The sequence below is a fragment of the Pseudomonas sp. S3_A09 genome, from assembly GCF_054668065.1.
In genome coordinates, this window is the sequence record NZ_CP162752.1 from 238,638 (window position 1) to 254,303 (window position 15,666).

A 15,666-nucleotide genomic window follows, 5' to 3' on the forward strand; every position below is an offset into this window, starting at 1 on the left:
AATGGACATCTCCATCCGTTTAAATCCCGGAGCTTCCCGCCCCGTTACACCCGGTTACCGTGTCGGCGCAAGGTTCTCCAACTGCTGCGCGCCGTTGATCCTGACCTGCAGGGGCTGGTCAGCCGACAGCCCATCCGGCACCGGCCAGCGCATGGTCGCGCCCGGCAAGACATAGCCAAGCAAACCGTCCACCAAGGGCCGTGTCTGCCCGCCCTGCTTGAATGAAGCATCGGTGAGGCGCGCATGCACGGCGCCCTGGTTGCGTACTTCGAGGTAATTGCGCCCCGCCACCGTGACTTTCTGCCAACTCAAGTCCGGCTTGCCGGCGCCCTTGGGATCACGCTGGCGTGTGCTGTCTTCCTTGCTCCACAGGCCCGCGCCGTAGGCAAACAGCGGTACCGAGTAACGCATCTGGAAGCGAATAGCCGCCGCCGTATTCTTGCCCTCTGGCGGCGCCGGCACCTGCAGCGGCGAAGGGATTTCATCAATGATGATGCGGTAGGCCAACTCTTGTCCCGGCGGCACTTCGCGGGTGCGGGTCAGGCGTACCAGTTGTTTTTGCCCTGGCTCGATTCGCGCCACCGGCGGGCTGCCGATCACATCGCGCTGGTTCTGGTATTGCTCATCGAAACCGCTCTGGCTCCACGCGAACACGCGTATCTGCAGGCTCGCGGTTTCGGTCCCACGGTTTTCCAGCCACAGCGCGCTGGCCTGTTGGTCGGCCTCCAGCACTGGATCGATGGGCCAGATCAGCACCGAGCTGGCCGCCTGTACGACCCCCGCCGTGCACACCGCACTCAAGGCAATACCCGCGGCCCACAACCGCCGGGAAGGTGAACGCATAACCCCACTCCTTATACCGATAGCCTTACCACGTCAGCTGCACCTGCAGCGTGTCGCTGTATGTCCCCCCCAGGCTGATTGCCCGGCAATTGCACCCGCCCGTAGATGGGCAGGTTGATGTTATTCGCGTCGCTGTAGGCCACGTTGACGCTCTGGCCAATCCCCAGGCTCTGGCTGAACGCCGCATCCCGAAACAACTGGTAAGCCACTCGCGCGCTGCCGCTGTTGAGCTGCAAATTGCGCCCGGTGCCGCTGTGCAGGCCGCCGTTGACGCTCATGCTCAGCGTCACCCCAGGCGTGCATTGCAAAGTCACACCCCCCGTCAGCGCCGCCGTGACCGTGCTGGTAGCCAGGGCCGAGTAACTGCCGTAGGTCAGCGCGCCATAATTGGAGCCTGCGCCCACAACCAGGCAACCTGGTGTGATAGTCGCGCTCACCTGGAAGCTTTGGCTGGTCACCGCCGATAACGGCAGCGGCACCGCCAGCCCACAGGCCAGCAACGCTCTGAGCCACATCGCTAGAACGTCAGTTCCACGGCCACGGTGTCGGTGTAGGTGCCGGCTGGCAGCCCCGCCTTGCCCACCGCTCGACCGTAGAGGTTGACGGTCTGCGCTACGCCGGTACTGGTGGCGAGTGTGATCACGTCGTCAATCGCCAACAGCGCGGAGTGGCCGCTGTCGGTATAGAAGTCGTAGGGCACGAAGTTGCCTGCACCGTCGGCCAACGCACGACTGCCACCCGGAGACGCACCGTCATGGGCACCGGCGCGCACCTTGACCGCTGGGGTGGTGCCACTGGAGCACAGAATAGACAGCGCCCCACCGGTGCCGGTGCCGCCGAGCAACTGGGCATCGGCGTTGGTGAACAGACTGTTGGTGGTGCCGAAGTTCAAGCTACCAAAGTTAAGGCCGCTGGCGGCTCCAGAGCCGTTGACCTGGCAGCTGGCGATCAATATCAGGCTGGACGTGATCTGCCCGGTCACGGTGGTCGCCGCGTTGAGGCTGGAGGCCATGGCCAGGCCCAGTGCACAGACACCTAATCGCGAAACAAGTACATGCATGGTTTTCATCCTCTTGAGTTACCAGTCCAGTGTCACCGTCAACGTGTCGGTGTAGATCCCTGCCGGTAAGGCACTGGTATTTGCCACCACGGAGCCAAACACCGGAATCGGTATCTGGGTGCCCCTGGCCACGACAAAATTGCGTTGTTGGCCGATGCTGTAAGCGCTGCGGCCCTGCGGGTCGGCAGACAGCCGATACGGAATCATCTGGCGCCCATTGCTCAGGCGTCGTGTAGTGCCATCGCCATTGGTGCCGCCGTCGATGGTCACGGTAAAGCTCGAGACCGAAGGGTTGCACGACACCGCCAGCGGCGCCTTGTCGCCGTCGGAGACCGCTGCGCCCAGCGTGCTGTTCCAGGTCGGGCCCTGGCTGCCGAAGTCGAGCATCGCCGTGCCACCCGTGGGGTTGACCGGTGCGCTTTCGACGCCTTTGCTCACTTCGCAACTGGCGGTGATCACCAGCCGCGCCTGGATAAACCCGGTGGCGACAGCCGCCTGCGCGTCATCCGCCAGCACCAGCAGGCCGCCCATGGCCACCGCGGCCAGATAGCGGCTTACCACGTGACCGTCACCTTGAGCAGGTCGGTGTAGCGGCCGACGGCGGGTATGTCTTTGAGCGGCTCGATGCGGCCATACAGCGGCAGGTCGACGAAACCGGCGTCAGGCACCCGGCCACTCAGCGGCACATCCACCGGCAACGGCACGCGCCGCGCGGCGTCGGCATAGATGCGATAGGGAATGGGTCGGGTCGAAGGGGTGGCGCTGAGGTAACGAAGTTCACCGGTGCCGCCATGCAGGCCGCCATCCACGCGCACTTGATACGGCGTGTCGGGGTTGCACTCCAGGCGCGGCTGGCGCTGGCTGATCAGTGCCGCACTCAGGGGCCCGGCCGGGTCATCCAGACGCGGGCCGCTGCCGAAATCCAATACGCCAAGCTGCTCGATGCCCGCTTGGCGGGTCGTGCCCACCAGTTGGCAGCCCCGCTGCACGTCGATACGCACCTCCACCTGAAGCTGTGCACCGTAAGCCGTGCTGCAGAGCATCGCGCCCATGACTGCCAATACTGCTCGTCCCTTCACTGCCCCAGATCCTTTTACAGGGGTGACTGCTGTGTAGAAGGTTAGTCACTCAACGAGAAACTGCCAGTCTGGACAGGATTACCCTCGTGACATGCTTTTTCGAGATAGCTGGCAGTGCCCTTCTCTATTGGTCAAAACGCGGCGGGCGCCCTAAAGTGAGCGACCACTGAAATACAGAGTGACTTGCATTGGCCGCGCTTTCCCTGATCCGTCGCCTGCTCGGTAAGAAAACCGACGCCCTGGACGCCTCGCCTATCCCCGCGTTCTTTCAGCAAAAAGCCGAGCAACAGGGTTATACCCTCAGTGCCGGTCAAACCCGAGCCATTGCTGCCCTGGCCCGAGAAACCCAGCACCTGCTCGCCGGCCAACCTACCCGCAGCCTGTACCTGCACGGGCCGGTGGGGCGCGGCAAAAGCTGGTTGCTGGACGGCTTTTTCCAAGCGCTGCCGATTGCCGAGAAGCAGCGCGTGCACTTCCATGATTTTTTCGCGCGCCTGCATCGCGGTATGTTCACGCACCGTGAGCAGGACGATGCCCTGGCTGTGACCCTCGATGAACTGCTGACGGACTGCCGTGTCCTGTGTTTTGACGAGTTCCACGTCCACGATATCGGCGATGCCATGCTGATCACGCGGCTGTTCAAAGCCTTGTTCGAGCGCGGTGTGCTGGTGCTGGTGACGTCCAACTATGCGCCGCAGGGGCTGCTGCCCAATCCGCTGTACCACGAGCGCTTCAAGCCGGTGATCGACCTGATCGATGCGCGCATGGCGGTGCTGGAAGTCAGCTCGCCCCAGGATTTTCGCAGCCTGCCTCAAGCCCAGAGCGCACAACGCTTTACCAGCGGTCGGTACGTTTGGCCCGCAAACGCAAGCCAGCGCCAAGCCTTGGGGCTTCCCGCCGCCGACTGCCCGCCGCGCCCTCTGGCCGTCGGCAACCGGACGTTGATCTGCCGCCACCACGCAGGCCGCACCATTGCTTTCACCTTCAGCGATCTTTGTGAACAGTTGACCGCCGTGATGGACTACCTGCTGCTGTGCCAAGACTATGATCACTGGATCATCGACGGCCTGCCGCAACTGGCCGATTGCCCGATTGCCGTACAGCAACGCTTTATCAACCTGGTGGATGTGCTCTACGACCGGGACAAGCACCTGATCCTGATCGGCGAGCAACCCCTCGACCTGGCCCTGAGTGGCCAGGCCATCGACCTCGCCCGCACCGCCAGCCGTCTCGGCCAATTGCAACAGGCTGACCCGCAACCTGCACACGACCCGGTATCATGAGCGCCATTTGCGCCCCTTTACCGAGTAACCGCTGCGTTCATGAATACTCTCGCCCAACTCAAGGCCGGCCAACTGGCCGGTATCACGCGCCTGGACCTGTCCTGCGGGCTGACCGAATTTCCCCAGGAAATCTTCGAACTGGCCGACTCCCTGGAGATCCTCAACCTCAGCGGTAACGCCCTGAGCAGCCTGCCCGACGACCTGCATCGCCTGCCCCACCTGCGTGTGCTGTTCTGTTCAGACAACCTGTTCACCGAGCTGCCGACTTGCCTGGGCCTGTGCGCCAAGCTGAGCATGATCGGCTTCAAGGCCAACCAGATCAGCCACGTGCCCGCCGCCGCGTTGCCGCCGTTGTTGCGCTGGCTGATCCTGACCGACAACCGCATCCACCAATTGCCCGATGAACTGGGCAAACGCCCGCTGCTGCAAAAGCTGATGCTGGCCGGCAATCAACTGTCGCAGCTGCCGGAAAGCATGGCCAACTGCCACAACCTTGAATTGCTGCGCATCGCCTCCAACCGTTTCGCCCAGTTGCCGGCGTGGTTGCTGGCCCTGCCAAGCCTGACTTGGCTGGCCTATGCCGGTAACCCGGTGGAAATGGCGGTGGAGGTGACAGGTGATGTCGCCACGCCGGATATTCCCTGGGCCCAGCTGGAACTGGCCGAAGTCCTTGGCGAAGGCGCCTCCGGCGTTATCCGCAAGGCCCTGTGGAAACCGTCAGGCAAACCGGTCGCAGTCAAACTGTATAAAGGCAGCATCACCAGCGATGGTTCGCCGCTGCACGAAATGCAGGCCTGCATCGCCGCCGGGCTGCACCCTAACCTGATCAAGGTAGAAGGCCGCGTTGTCGGCCACCCGGATGACCAGGCCGCGCTGGTGATGGACCTGATCGACCCGAGCTACCGCAACCTCGCAGCCCTGCCCAGCCTGGCTTCGTGCACCCGCGACATCTATGAACCGGGTACGCGCTTCAGCCTTGATGTGGCGCTGCGCATCGCACGGGGCATCGCGTCGGTCGCGGCGCATCTGCATCGCCACGGCATCACCCATGGCGACCTGTACGGCCACAATATTCTGTGGAATGAGGCGGGAGACTGTTTGCTGGGGGATTTTGGCGCGGCGTCGTTCCATGCCACGGCCGATAGCGTGGAAGCCAGGGCCTTGCAGCGGATTGAAGTGCGGGCGTTTGGGGTATTGTTGGGGGAATTGTTGGAGCGGGTTGAGGAACAGCTGAGTGATGGACTGGCAGCGTTGCAAAAAAGCTGCTGTCAGCCTGATGTGCTGGCACGACCGGGGTTCAACGAAATCGAGGCACTGCTGAGCCGGGGGCTGAAACCCAATCCAAATATGGGCGCTGACGTGCCTGCGATAGCGGTGTATCGATCACTGAAAAAGTGAATGACACGACCTCATCGCAGGCCCGCCAGCGCCCACATTTGTTAGCGTGTTTTAGCCCGCCAGACCGACGAACATGTCCTGAACGTCATCATGGTTGTCCAAGCCTTCGAGGAAGGCTTCGACTTCCGCCATTTGCTCATCGCTCAACCCGCTCACCGGGTTCTTCGAGATATAGCCCAACTTGGCCGACAGCACGGTGAACCCCTGCTCCGGCAAGGCTTTCTGTACGGCGTCGAGGTCGGTGGTCTCGGTGATGAACAGGGTGGTGCCTTCTTCTTCACCCTCTTCGAAATCCTGGGCGCCGGCTTCAATGGCTGCCATTTCCGGATCGGCGTCCGGGCTGTCCGGCGAGGCTTCGATCAGGCCGACGTGGTTGAAATCCCAGGCCACGGAGCCGGAAGCACCGAGTTGGCCCTTGCGGAATGCCACGCGGATTTCCGCCACGGTACGGTTGATGTTGTCGGTCACGCACTCGACGATCAGCGGCACCTGGTGCGGGGCGAACCCCTCATAGGTCACGCGATGGTACTGCACGGTTTCGCCGAGCAGACCGGCGCCTTTCTTGATGGCGCGGTCCAGGGTTTCCTTGGGCATCGAGGCCTTTTTGGCCTGTTCCACCACCAGACGCAGGTGAGCGTTGGTCGAGGTATCGGCGCCGTTGCGCGCGGCGATGGTGATTTCTTTCACCAGCTTGCCGAAGATCTTGCCCTTGGCATTGGCTGCCGCTTCTTTATGTTTGACTTTCCACTGTGCGCCCATGACTCACTCTCTTCTATCCATCGCGCCGAAACGTCTACTGGCCGGCGCTTTGGGGGCAGAGTTTATAGGGCAAAAACGCTCTAATCCACCAAAAAACCGGCCATACCCCTCAGGTTCGCAAGGGTTTGACCGCCACGTTACAGTCCGGCACGAAATCCCCGACCTGGGCCAGCACTGCCGGCCGGGCGTTCCAGTACGGCATCAACACCAGCGAAGAAAACAACGCGGCCCCGGCAAACACGATAAACACCGTTACGGTATCGAAGTACCCCGGCAGCAGCCCGCCGAGGATCGCGCCCACCGAGCCGCAGCCATTCACAAAGCCCGCCGCGGTGGCACCGGCCTTGGCGGTGCCGAAGTCGATGGCAGCGGTGCTGCTGATCATCGAGTCCGGCCCGTACAGGGTCAGGCCCATGACAAACAGCAAGGCCATCACCAGCATCACACTGCCGGTATGCAGCGCCCCCATGAACAAGGCCAGGGCCACGGTCAGGGCCAGCAGGCTGAGCACACAGGCGGGCATGCGGCGGGCACCAAAGAGTTTGTCGGAAGCCAGGCCGATCAGTACCGGACCGAGCAAGCCCGCCAGCTCGAACGCCGTGGGCACGATCGCCGCCCCCACTTTGCCCACCGACGGCATCTGTTCGTAGACGATCACCGGGCCCCACAACAGGATCGCGTAACGCGCCGGTTTCAACAGAAAATACGCCAGCCCCAGGGTCAGCACCGTGCGGTTGCGCAAGATCGCGCGTAATGGCTCCAGCACGCTGATGCGTTTTTCGGCGGCGGCCTCCTCCGCACTCAACGCCGGCTCCGGTTCGACGGCGGGCAAGCCCACATCCTGCGGCGTGTTGCGCTGGAAGATAAAGAACAGCAGCGCCACCAGCGCCACCACCACCGCACTGGAGATAAACGCCGCGTGCCAGCTGCCTATCAAGGTGTAGGCCCACCACCCTGCAAAGGGTGAGGCTACCAAGCCACCGAACGCGTAGCACGAACTCCACAACCCCAGTACCCGTCCGCGCTGTTGCGCCGGGAAGAAACTACCGAGGTTCTTGCACAACCCCGACCAGCCGGTGGACTGCGCCAGGCCTTGGATCAACATGCATGTGACAAAGATCGGCAAGGTCGCGAACGTGCCCATGACCAGGGCGGCGGCAGCGGAAATCAACAAGCCGCCCAGCACCACGACCCGTGGCCCGAAGCGATCGGCCAACATCCCCCAGGTGAATTGCCCGACGGCATACGCCGCCAGGTAGAGACCGTCCAGGTTGGCCATCATCATTTTATCGAGGGGGAAACTCGGGTCGTCGCCAATGCCCAGCTTGGCCACCGAAAACGCTTTGCGAGTGAAATAAAAGGCGGCGTACGCCAGCCAGGTGATGGCGAAAATCTGCACGCGCCAACGCTTGATGCTACCCATAGGGATATTCATGGTGGTTCTGACCTCAGGTTGAGTGTGCCGGCAGAATCGCGAAGCAAATGCCTGTTTTTTTATTGTTGAGCACTGCAACACCGGTCCCAGGGGAACGGCATTGGTCAGATGAGCGCTGTTTGCCAGGGCTCATGGTCACCGCGGTTGTAGGACTCAACCTACGGCGACTGAGGCGTATAAAAGCAACGGCAGACTAATAGGTAAAATCGATTTATCGTATTTCAAATATAAGCTGAGCTTGTAGGAGGTCTGTTCATGTCGGTGTCTCATGCGCAACTCAAAGCCTTTCACGCCGTAGCGGTCCACGGCAGCTTTACCCAGGCCGCCGAACGGCTGTTCCTCACGCAACCGGCGATCTCCGACCAGGTGCGCAAACTTGAAGAGCGCTTTGGGGTGTTGCTGTTTCATCGCAACAAACGTGCAGTGCGCCTGACCGACCTGGGTGAACGCCTGCTCGCCATCACCCAGCGCCTGTTCGTGATCCAGGCCGAAGCCGAGGAACTGCTGCAAGACTCGCGCGCCCTGCTCACCGGCACCCTGACGCTGGCGGTGGACGCACCGGTCCACGTGCTGCCGCAGATCGCGCGTTTTTGCGAGCGCTACCCGGGCATCAGCGTGAAGATCGAAACCGGCAATACCGACGAATCACTGTTTCGCCTGTACAACTACCAGGCCGACCTGGCCTTGCTGGGGCGCGATGTCGATGACGAACGGCTCTTGTCGTTGCCCCTGCCCGACGACCAGCTACTGGCTTTTGTCGCGCGCAACCACCCGTGGGCCGGGCGCGAATCTATCTGCCTGGCCGACCTGGACGGCACGCCCCTGGTGCTCAGGGAAACCGGCTCTGTCACCCGCCAGACCCTGGAGCAGGAGATGAGCCAGGCCGGGCTGCGCATTCGCCCGGCGATCCAGGTCGAAGGCCGTGAAGCCGCACGAGAAGCGGTGGTGGTGGGGATTGGCGTGGGGGTGGTCTCGGCGGCGGAGTTCGGCGCGGACTCACGGGTCTACGCCATGCCGATCCGCGATTGCAGCCAGCGGATGAAAGAAACCCTGGTGTGCCTCAAGGAGCAGAGCTCACGGCGGGTGGTGGCGACGTTCCTCGACATCATGCGCGAGAGTCTTCAGCCCGGCGCCAGCTCGAAGAACGCCTGAATCAGGCGCAGCGACCGGCGCCGCTCCATGCAACCGAGCACATGCCGGTTCACCAGGCCATCACCCAGCAGCGGTACCGCCCGCACGCGTGGGTCCTGGCTGACCTCCATGGACGAGACCACACCGACGCCCAACTCGGCGGCGACGGCCTCGGTCACCGCTTCACGGCTGTCGAGTTCCAGCAGCACCTTGGGTTTTACACCGGTCGCGGCACACGCTTCATCGAACGTACGCCGGGTGATCGAGCTGGGTTCGCGCAGCACCATGATCACCTCATTCAATTGCGCCAGGCGAATGCCCCCGGATTGCATCGCCCACGGATGCGCAGCCGGCACCAGCGCGCAGATCCGCGACTCACTCAACGGTTGCAGGTGCAGGCCATTGCGCGGCGCCACTTCGGTGAGCACCGCCACATCCGCATGCTCGGACATAAGCGCCGCCAGGGTTTCCTGGGCATTGCCCAGGCGCAGGTTCACGGTGATCCCCGGGTAACGCGCTCGCAGGCTGGCGATCATTGGCATCACCAGGTGCGGGCCGTCCGCTGCCACTTCCAGCCGCCCGGTGAGCAATTGACGGTTGGCCTCCAGCATCGTCTGCGCTTCGTCCACCAGGCCAAAGATCGCCCGGGTGATTGACGCCAGGCGTGCGCCCTCCTCGGTCAACTCAACCCGTCGCGCGGTGCGCCGCAGCAACGGGATCTGGTAGTACTCCTCCAGGGCCTTGATGTGCCCGGTCACCGCCGGCTGGCTGATGAACAGCCGTGCGGCGGCACGAGTAAAGCTGCCCTCGCGGGCCACGGCATCGAATGCACGCAGTTGGAACAAATTCATGGCTATCGGCCTCACTGATAGCTCGCATAACAACAAACAATTTGATTGATAACAAGCCAAACTGCAATTTAAGCGCCGTAGCTTCAACCCCCGATGCCTTGCGAGGACTTGAGATGACCACTGCCGCGCCGATCCTGCTGACCCCTGGCCCCCTGACCACATCGAACCGCACCCGCCAAGCCATGATGGTGGACTGGGGGTCATGGGACGACCGCTTCAACCAACTCACGGCCAGCGTGTGCGAGCAATTGCTGGCGATCCTCAACGGCGAAGGCAGCCACCATTGTGTCCCCTTGCAGGGCAGCGGCACCTTCGCCGTCGAAGCCGCCATCGGCACCCTCGTCCCGCGTGACGGCAAGGTGCTGGTGCTGATCAACGGCGCGTATGGCAAGCGCCTGGCGAAAATCTGCGAAGTCTTGGGCCGCGCGTTCAGCACCTTTGAAACCGCCGAGGATGAGCCCACGACCGCCGCCGATGTGGACCGTCTGCTACGCGCCGACCCGGCCATCACCCACGTCGCGCTCATCCACTGCGAAACCAGCACCGGCATCCTCAACCCATTGCCGGAGATCGCTCAGGTCGTTAAAGCCCACGACAAACGCTTGATCATCGACGCCATGAGTTCTTTTGGCGCGCTGGCGATCGACGCCCGCGAAGTGCCATTCGACGCCCTGGTCGCCGCCTCCGGCAAGTGCCTGGAAGGTGTGCCGGGCATGGGGTTCGTCTTCGCCAACAAACAGGCGCTGGCCGCCGCCCAAGGCAATTGCCACTCCCTGGCGATGGACCTGTTCGACCAACACAGCTACATGGCCAAGACCGGTCAGTGGCGCTTCACCCCTCCTACCCATGTAGTCGCCGCCCTGCACGAAGCGCTGCTGCAGTACCAGGAGGAAGGCGGCCTGATCGCGCGGCATAAACGCTACGCCAGCAACTGCCAGGCGTTGCTCGACGGCATGGCCGAACGGGGACTGCGCAGCTTCCTGCCGGCTGACATCCAGGCGCCGATCATCGTCACCTTCCATGCACCGAGAGACCCGCGCTATCAGTTCAAAGACTTCTACGAGCGGGTCAAGGCCAAGGGTTTCATTCTGTATCCCGGCAAATTGACCCAGGTGGAAACCTTCCGTGTGGGCTGCATTGGCCATGTCGACGCGGCAGGGATGCGAGCGGCGGTCAAAGCGATCGCCGACGTGCTGCAAGAAATGGAAGTGTTGGACATTTGATTTCCCCATAACCCACAGGATCTGAATGATGAACTATCAAACCCCCAACACCCTCCAGGCCGTCATCCTTGACTGGGCCGGCACCGTGGTCGACTTCGGCTCCTTCGCCCCCACGCAGATTTTTGTCGAGGCCTTTGCCGAGTTCGACGTACAGGTTTCCATCGAAGAAGCCCGTGGCCCGATGGGCATGGGCAAGTGGGACCACATCCGCACCCTCTGCGACCAGCCACAGGTCGCCGAACGCTACCGCAAAGCCTTCGGCCGCACGCCCACGGATGACGACGTGACTGCCATCTACCAGCGCTTCATGCCCTTGCAGATCGAGAAAATCGCCGAACACTCGGCGCTGATCCCCGGCGCCCTCGACACCATTGCCCGGCTGCGCGTGCAAGGCATCAAGATCGGCTCCTGCTCCGGCTACCCCAAGCAAGTCATGGATAAAGTCGTCGCCCTGGCGGCCACCAACGGCTATATCGCCGACCATGTGGTCGCTACCGACGAAGTGCCCAATGGCCGCCCATGGCCAGCCCAGGCGCTGGCCAACGTGATTGCGCTGGGTATTGACGATGTGGCGGCGTGCGTGAAGGTCGACGACACCGTGCCGGGTATCCTCGAAGGCCGCCGCGCCGGGATGTGGACCGTGGCCCTGACCTGCTCCGGCAATGCCCTGGGCCTGACCTACGAGCAGTTCCGCGCCTTGGACGGCGCCGCCCTGGCCAGCGAACGCAAGCGTATCGAGGCGATGTTCGAAGGCTCGCGCCCGCATTACCTGATCGACACGATCAATGACCTGCCTGCGGTCATCCTCGACATCAATGCACGGCTGGCCCGTGGAGAAATGCCACAGAGCTACTGATCGAGGTCAAAACTACGCCACTTACGCCAGGCAAACCGCTCAAAACCGGCATACAGTAAAAGGACTCCATCACCCAAGAATGGAGGTTTGCCCTGATGAGTGAGGAACCCAGCGATGCCGTGGAAAAACTCCGATACACGCTACAGCAGCATGTCGATCGCGCTGCACTGGTTGATGGTGGTGCTGCTGGCGGTGGTGTACGCCTGCATTGAATTACGCGGCCAGTTTCCCAAAGGCAGCGGTGCGCGAACGTTGATCGTGGAGATGCACTTCATGTTCGGCCTCACCGTGTTTGTGCTGGTGTGGCTGCGGTTGTTCGCACGCAGCCTGGGCGTGGCGCCGAAGATCGTGCCGGCGCCGCCGCAATGGCAAACCCTGTTGGCGACCCTGATGCACGTTGCGCTGTACGCGTTGATGATCGGCATGCCGATTGCGGGTTGGCTGATTGTCAGTGCCGAGGGTCATTCGGTGATGTTCTACGGGATGGAATTACCGCCGTTGATCGGCGAGAACAAGGACCTGGCCAAACAGATCGAGGGGTGGCATGTGTGGTTTGGCAAGGTCGGTTATTGGCTGATCGGGCTGCATGCACTGGCGGGGATCGCCCACCACTACATCCTGCGGGACAACACGGCATTGCGCATGATGCCGGGCAAGCGCGCTAACCCGTGAAGCCTCGACGGCCCTGAAGGCCGCCGGTGTGAACGAAGATCAGGCGAGTGCCGGGGGTGAAGCGCCCGGCCTCGACCTGCGCCTTCAAGGCCATTAACGCCTTGCCGGTGTAGAGCGGCTCCAAGGGCAGGCCACACGTTTGCTGCGTGGTGTCGATGAAGTCGAGCAGCACGGGATCGACTTTGGCGAAGCCACCTCGGCTGGCGTCCAGCAACTCATAGCCCGCCTGTACGATGGCACCGATGTTCTGTGCCACACCGTGATCATCCGGCACGGCCAAGGCGCCGTAAACCGGATGCGCCCCCGCCTCTGCAAGCACCAACCCCGCCAACGTGGTCCCCGTACCCGCCGCCAACCACCAAGCGTCGTAATCAGCCCAGCCCAGCGCTTGCAACTGCGCGCGAGCCTGTTCGACCAGCACACCACAGCCACTCGCGCCGGCAAGCCCGCCACCGCCTTCGGGCACGGGATGAAGATGCGGATAGTGCTCGCGCCAAGGTAGCCAGAACGCCGGCTCATGCCGCGCACGATAGCCGCCATAACCCAGCCAATGCAGGTGCATGCCGAAGGCTTTCAGGTCGAGGACGGTTGGGGTGTCTTGGGGATGTCCGCGCAGCAGGCCGACGGTAGGAAAACCAAACCGCTTTCCCGCCGCCGCCAGCGCGTGCAGATGGTTGGAGTACGCGCCCCCCAGGCTAATGATGCCGCGAGCATTTTGCGCCTGCGCCAGATGCCCTGTGAGTTTGAACCACTTGTTGCCGCTGATCAGCGGGTCGATGCGGTCCAGGCGCAGCACGGCCAACTCGACACCGCTCAGCCAGTCCAGGCGCAAAGGTTCAAGCGGGGCGTGGGGAAGCCAATCGAAGGGACCCATCGGGAGGAATCTGCATGAAAAACGGGGCGGTAGTCTAACACCGCCCCGCTTCGGGTCTTACAGCTCGGCCGCGAGTCGCGAGCCCTGGTTGATGGCGCGCTTGGCGTCCAGTTCGGCCGCCACGTCGGCGCCGCCAATCAGGTGCACGTTCTGGCCGGCCGCCACCAGGCCGTCCTGCAATTCGCGCAGTGGGTCTTGGCCGGCGCAGATGACGATGTTGTCCACCGCCAGCACCTGGGGCTCGCCCTCGGCACCGATGCGGATGTGCAGGCCTTCATCGTCGATCTTCAGGTACTCGACGCTGTTGAGCATCTGCACCTGTTTGTTCTTCAAACCGGTGCGGTGGATCCAACCGGTGGTCTTGCCCAGGCCGTCACCGACCTTGGAGGTCTTGCGTTGCAGCAGGAACACCTCACGCGCCGGAGCATGCACCTGGGCTTTGATCCCCGCCACGCCGCCACGGGCTTGCAGTTGGGTGTCGATGCCCCACTCCTTCCAGAACGCTTCGCGGTCCAGGCTTGTGGACACGCCCTGGTGCACAAGGAATTCCGACACGTCGAAACCGATACCGCCCGCGCCGATCACCGCGACGCGCTTGCCCACGGGCTTGCGTTCGAGGATCACATCCAGGTAGCTCAGCACCTTGGCGTTGTCGACGCCTGGAATCGCCGGGGTACGCGGTGCGATACCGGTGGCCAGGATGATCTCGTCGTAACCGCCTGCTGTCAGTTGCGCCACATTAACGCGGGTGTTGAGGCACAGCTCGACGTGAGTGGTCTGCAATTTGCGCTTGAAGTAGCGCAGGGTTTCGAAGAACTCTTCTTTGCCCGGTACACGTTTGGCAATGTTGAACTGGCCCCCGATTTCACTGGCGGAATCGAACAGGGTCACTTGATGTCCGCGCTCTGCCGCCACAGTGGCCGCCGCCAAGCCCGCAGGGCCGGCACCCACCACGGCAATCTTCTTGATCTGTTTGACGGGCAGGTAATTGAGTTCAGTCTCGTAGCACGCTCGAGGGTTGACCAGGCAGGTCGTCAACTTGCCGCCGAAGGTGTGGTCCAGACAGGCCTGGTTGCAGCCGATGCAGGTGTTGATCTCATCGGCGCGCCCGGCGGCGGCCTTGTTGACGAAGTCCGGATCGGCCAGGAATGGGCGAGCCATGGACACCATATCGGCATCGCCCTCAGCGAGGATCTGCTCGGCGATCTCCGGGGTGTTGATACGGTTGGTGGTGATCAGCGGAATCTGCACCGCACCGCGCAACTTGGCGGTGACTTTGCTGAACGCACCACGGGGCACCTTGGTGGCGATAGTCGGGATGCGTGCTTCGTGCCAGCCAATCCCGGTGTTGATAAGGGTCGCACCGGCGCCCTCGATGGCCTTGGCCAGTTGCACGATTTCTTCCCAGGTGCTGCCGCCTTCCACCAGGTCGAGCATCGACAGACGGAAGATAATGATGAAGTTCGGGCCCACGGCTTCACGCACACGGCGCACGATTTCTACGGCCAGGCGCATACGGTTTTCGTAGCTGCCGCCCCAGCGGTCGGTGCGATGATTGGTGTGAGCTGCCAGGAATTGGTTAATGAAGTAGCCTTCGGACCCCATGATTTCCACGCCGTCGTACTCGGCGACCTGGGCCAGCAACGAGCAGGTGACGAAATCCTGGATCTGCTTTTCGATGCCCTCTTCGTCCAGCTCCTTGGGTTTGAACGGGTTGATCGGCGCCTGGATCGCACTGGGCGCAACCTGCTTGGGGCTGTAGGCATACCGGCCGGCGTGGAGGATCTGCATGCAAATCTTGCCGCCCGCTTCGTGCACGGCCTTGGTCACGATCTTGTGCTTTTGTGCTTCTTCGTCGGTGGTCAGCTTGGCCGCACCGGCATACACACCGCCCTCGTCATTCGGGCCGATGCCGCCGGTGACCATCAGGCCGACGCCGCCCAGGGCGCGCTCGGCAAAGTAGGCCGCCATGCGCTCGAAACCGCCGGGCTTTTCTTCCAGGCCGGTGTGCATCGACCCCATCAGGGTACGGTTGCGCAAGGTGGTAAAACCCAGGTCCAACGGGGCCAGCAGGTGCGGGTAGGCAACAGCGGTCATGGTCAAGCTCCACAACGGATCATCACGGGACGTGGAAGGCTCGAATGGCCTGCCATCGGTTTATGTCCCACAGACTAAGAGGCGGTGGACAACGGCTCAATGACT

15 protein-coding genes and 1 pseudogene are annotated in these 15,666 nt (G+C 62.6%); 6 read left to right on the plus strand and 10 right to left on the minus strand.

What is annotated here, in order from left to right:
- Positions 1-54: 54 nt before the first annotated feature.
- The 5 genes and pseudogenes from AB4N92_RS01150 to AB4N92_RS01170 all read right to left on the minus strand — a co-directional run bounded on the left by AB4N92_RS01150 (position 55) and on the right by AB4N92_RS01170 (position 2,955).
- A complete protein-coding gene (locus AB4N92_RS01150) occupies positions 55-843 on the minus strand; it encodes a fimbrial biogenesis chaperone (protein WP_021492811.1) in 789 nt (262 codons plus the stop codon).
- Between the two features lie 25 nt (positions 844-868).
- Positions 869-1,358 (minus strand): annotated as a pseudogene (locus tag AB4N92_RS01155) (Csu type fimbrial protein).
- Between the two features lie 2 nt (positions 1,359-1,360).
- On the minus strand, positions 1,361-1,903 hold the full coding sequence (locus AB4N92_RS01160; RefSeq protein ID WP_010209446.1) for a Csu type fimbrial protein: 543 nt from the start codon (positions 1,901-1,903) through the stop codon (positions 1,361-1,363).
- 18 nt (positions 1,904-1,921) lie between these two features.
- Complete coding sequence (locus tag AB4N92_RS01165) at positions 1,922-2,464, minus strand: Csu type fimbrial protein (RefSeq protein ID WP_010209445.1); 543 nt, start codon at positions 2,462-2,464, stop codon at positions 1,922-1,924.
- The gene (locus AB4N92_RS01170) at positions 2,458-2,955 is read right to left on the minus strand and encodes a Csu type fimbrial protein (RefSeq protein ID WP_010209444.1); all 498 of its coding nucleotides are present in this window, start codon (positions 2,953-2,955) and stop codon (positions 2,458-2,460) included. The genes AB4N92_RS01165 and AB4N92_RS01170 overlap by 7 nt, the downstream gene beginning before the upstream one ends.
- 215 nt (positions 2,956-3,170) lie before the next feature.
- Here AB4N92_RS01170 and zapE point away from each other — a divergent pair, with 215 nt between their 5' ends.
- Together zapE and AB4N92_RS01180 are read left to right on the plus strand one after the other, a co-directional pair.
- Complete coding sequence (zapE, locus tag AB4N92_RS01175) at positions 3,171-4,265, plus strand: cell division protein ZapE (RefSeq protein WP_021492814.1); 1,095 nt, start codon at positions 3,171-3,173, stop codon at positions 4,263-4,265.
- Between the two features lie 39 nt (positions 4,266-4,304).
- The gene (locus AB4N92_RS01180; protein ID WP_236266926.1) at positions 4,305-5,663 is read left to right on the plus strand and encodes a protein kinase; all 1,359 of its coding nucleotides are present in this window, start codon (positions 4,305-4,307) and stop codon (positions 5,661-5,663) included.
- A 51-nt stretch (positions 5,664-5,714) separates the two neighbouring features.
- Here the strand turns inward: AB4N92_RS01180 and AB4N92_RS01185 are convergent, their stop codons facing one another.
- Positions 5,715-6,422, minus strand: coding sequence for a YebC/PmpR family DNA-binding transcriptional regulator (locus AB4N92_RS01185; protein WP_010209440.1), 708 nt, complete (start codon positions 6,420-6,422; stop codon positions 5,715-5,717).
- Between the two features lie 109 nt (positions 6,423-6,531).
- Positions 6,532-7,857, minus strand: a complete 1,326-nt coding sequence (locus AB4N92_RS01190; protein ID WP_042572105.1) for an MFS transporter — start codon at positions 7,855-7,857, stop codon at positions 6,532-6,534.
- 255 nt (positions 7,858-8,112) lie between these two features.
- On the opposite strand from AB4N92_RS01190, the gene AB4N92_RS01195 reads away from it, so the two are divergent.
- On the plus strand, positions 8,113-9,009 hold the full coding sequence (locus AB4N92_RS01195) for a LysR substrate-binding domain-containing protein (protein ID WP_045791908.1): 897 nt from the start codon (positions 8,113-8,115) through the stop codon (positions 9,007-9,009).
- Here AB4N92_RS01195 and AB4N92_RS01200 read toward each other — a convergent pair.
- Positions 8,979-9,839: a LysR substrate-binding domain-containing protein gene (locus AB4N92_RS01200; RefSeq protein WP_010209434.1), complete on the minus strand. Its 861-nt coding sequence runs from the start codon at positions 9,837-9,839 to the stop codon at positions 8,979-8,981. The genes AB4N92_RS01195 and AB4N92_RS01200 overlap by 31 nt on opposite strands.
- Positions 9,840-9,952: 113 nt before the next feature.
- Here AB4N92_RS01200 and AB4N92_RS01205 point away from each other — a divergent pair, with 113 nt between their 5' ends.
- The 3 genes from AB4N92_RS01205 to AB4N92_RS01215 all read left to right on the plus strand — a co-directional run bounded on the left by AB4N92_RS01205 (position 9,953) and on the right by AB4N92_RS01215 (position 12,590).
- A complete protein-coding gene (locus tag AB4N92_RS01205; RefSeq protein WP_010209433.1) occupies positions 9,953-11,062 on the plus strand; it encodes a 2-aminoethylphosphonate--pyruvate transaminase in 1,110 nt (369 codons plus the stop codon).
- Positions 11,063-11,090: 28 nt separating this feature from the next.
- On the plus strand, positions 11,091-11,918 hold the full coding sequence (phnX, locus tag AB4N92_RS01210) for a phosphonoacetaldehyde hydrolase (RefSeq protein WP_010209432.1): 828 nt from the start codon (positions 11,091-11,093) through the stop codon (positions 11,916-11,918).
- Positions 11,919-12,032: 114 nt separating this feature from the next.
- Positions 12,033-12,590: a cytochrome b gene (locus tag AB4N92_RS01215; RefSeq protein ID WP_021492818.1), complete on the plus strand. Its 558-nt coding sequence runs from the start codon at positions 12,033-12,035 to the stop codon at positions 12,588-12,590.
- Here the strand turns inward: AB4N92_RS01215 and AB4N92_RS01220 are convergent.
- Both AB4N92_RS01220 and AB4N92_RS01225 read right to left on the minus strand, forming a co-directional pair.
- Positions 12,580-13,464: a 1-aminocyclopropane-1-carboxylate deaminase/D-cysteine desulfhydrase gene (locus AB4N92_RS01220; RefSeq protein WP_042572102.1), complete on the minus strand. Its 885-nt coding sequence runs from the start codon at positions 13,462-13,464 to the stop codon at positions 12,580-12,582. The genes AB4N92_RS01215 and AB4N92_RS01220 overlap by 11 nt on opposite strands.
- Before the next feature lie 57 nt (positions 13,465-13,521).
- Positions 13,522-15,561, minus strand: a complete 2,040-nt coding sequence (locus AB4N92_RS01225; protein WP_021492820.1) for an NADPH-dependent 2,4-dienoyl-CoA reductase — start codon at positions 15,559-15,561, stop codon at positions 13,522-13,524.
- Positions 15,562-15,666 lie beyond the last annotated feature (105 nt).

Excerpts from the sequence above, each read along its gene's own strand:
- AB4N92_RS01170 (WP_010209444.1), bottom strand. The coding sequence starts at position 2,955 with ATGGGCGCGATGCTCTGCAGCACGGCTTACGGTGCACAGCTTCAGGTG.
- AB4N92_RS01190 (WP_042572105.1), bottom strand. The coding sequence starts at position 7,857 with ATGAATATCCCTATGGGTAGCATCAAGCGTTGGCGCGTGCAGATTTTC.
- AB4N92_RS01195 (WP_045791908.1), top strand. The coding sequence starts at position 8,113 with ATGTCGGTGTCTCATGCGCAACTCAAAGCCTTTCACGCCGTAGCGGTC.
- AB4N92_RS01180 (WP_236266926.1), top strand. The coding sequence starts at position 4,305 with ATGAATACTCTCGCCCAACTCAAGGCCGGCCAACTGGCCGGTATCACG.
- AB4N92_RS01150 (WP_021492811.1), bottom strand. The coding sequence starts at position 843 with ATGCGTTCACCTTCCCGGCGGTTGTGGGCCGCGGGTATTGCCTTGAGT.
- AB4N92_RS01215 (WP_021492818.1), top strand. The coding sequence starts at position 12,033 with ATGCCGTGGAAAAACTCCGATACACGCTACAGCAGCATGTCGATCGCG.
- phnX (WP_010209432.1), top strand. The coding sequence starts at position 11,091 with ATGAACTATCAAACCCCCAACACCCTCCAGGCCGTCATCCTTGACTGG.
- AB4N92_RS01220 (WP_042572102.1), bottom strand. The coding sequence starts at position 13,464 with ATGGGTCCCTTCGATTGGCTTCCCCACGCCCCGCTTGAACCTTTGCGC.
- AB4N92_RS01160 (WP_010209446.1), bottom strand. The coding sequence starts at position 1,903 with ATGCATGTACTTGTTTCGCGATTAGGTGTCTGTGCACTGGGCCTGGCC.
- AB4N92_RS01225 (WP_021492820.1), bottom strand. The coding sequence starts at position 15,561 with ATGACCGCTGTTGCCTACCCGCACCTGCTGGCCCCGTTGGACCTGGGT.
- AB4N92_RS01200 (WP_010209434.1), bottom strand. The coding sequence starts at position 9,839 with ATGAATTTGTTCCAACTGCGTGCATTCGATGCCGTGGCCCGCGAGGGC.
- AB4N92_RS01205 (WP_010209433.1), top strand. The coding sequence starts at position 9,953 with ATGACCACTGCCGCGCCGATCCTGCTGACCCCTGGCCCCCTGACCACA.
- AB4N92_RS01185 (WP_010209440.1), bottom strand. The coding sequence starts at position 6,422 with ATGGGCGCACAGTGGAAAGTCAAACATAAAGAAGCGGCAGCCAATGCC.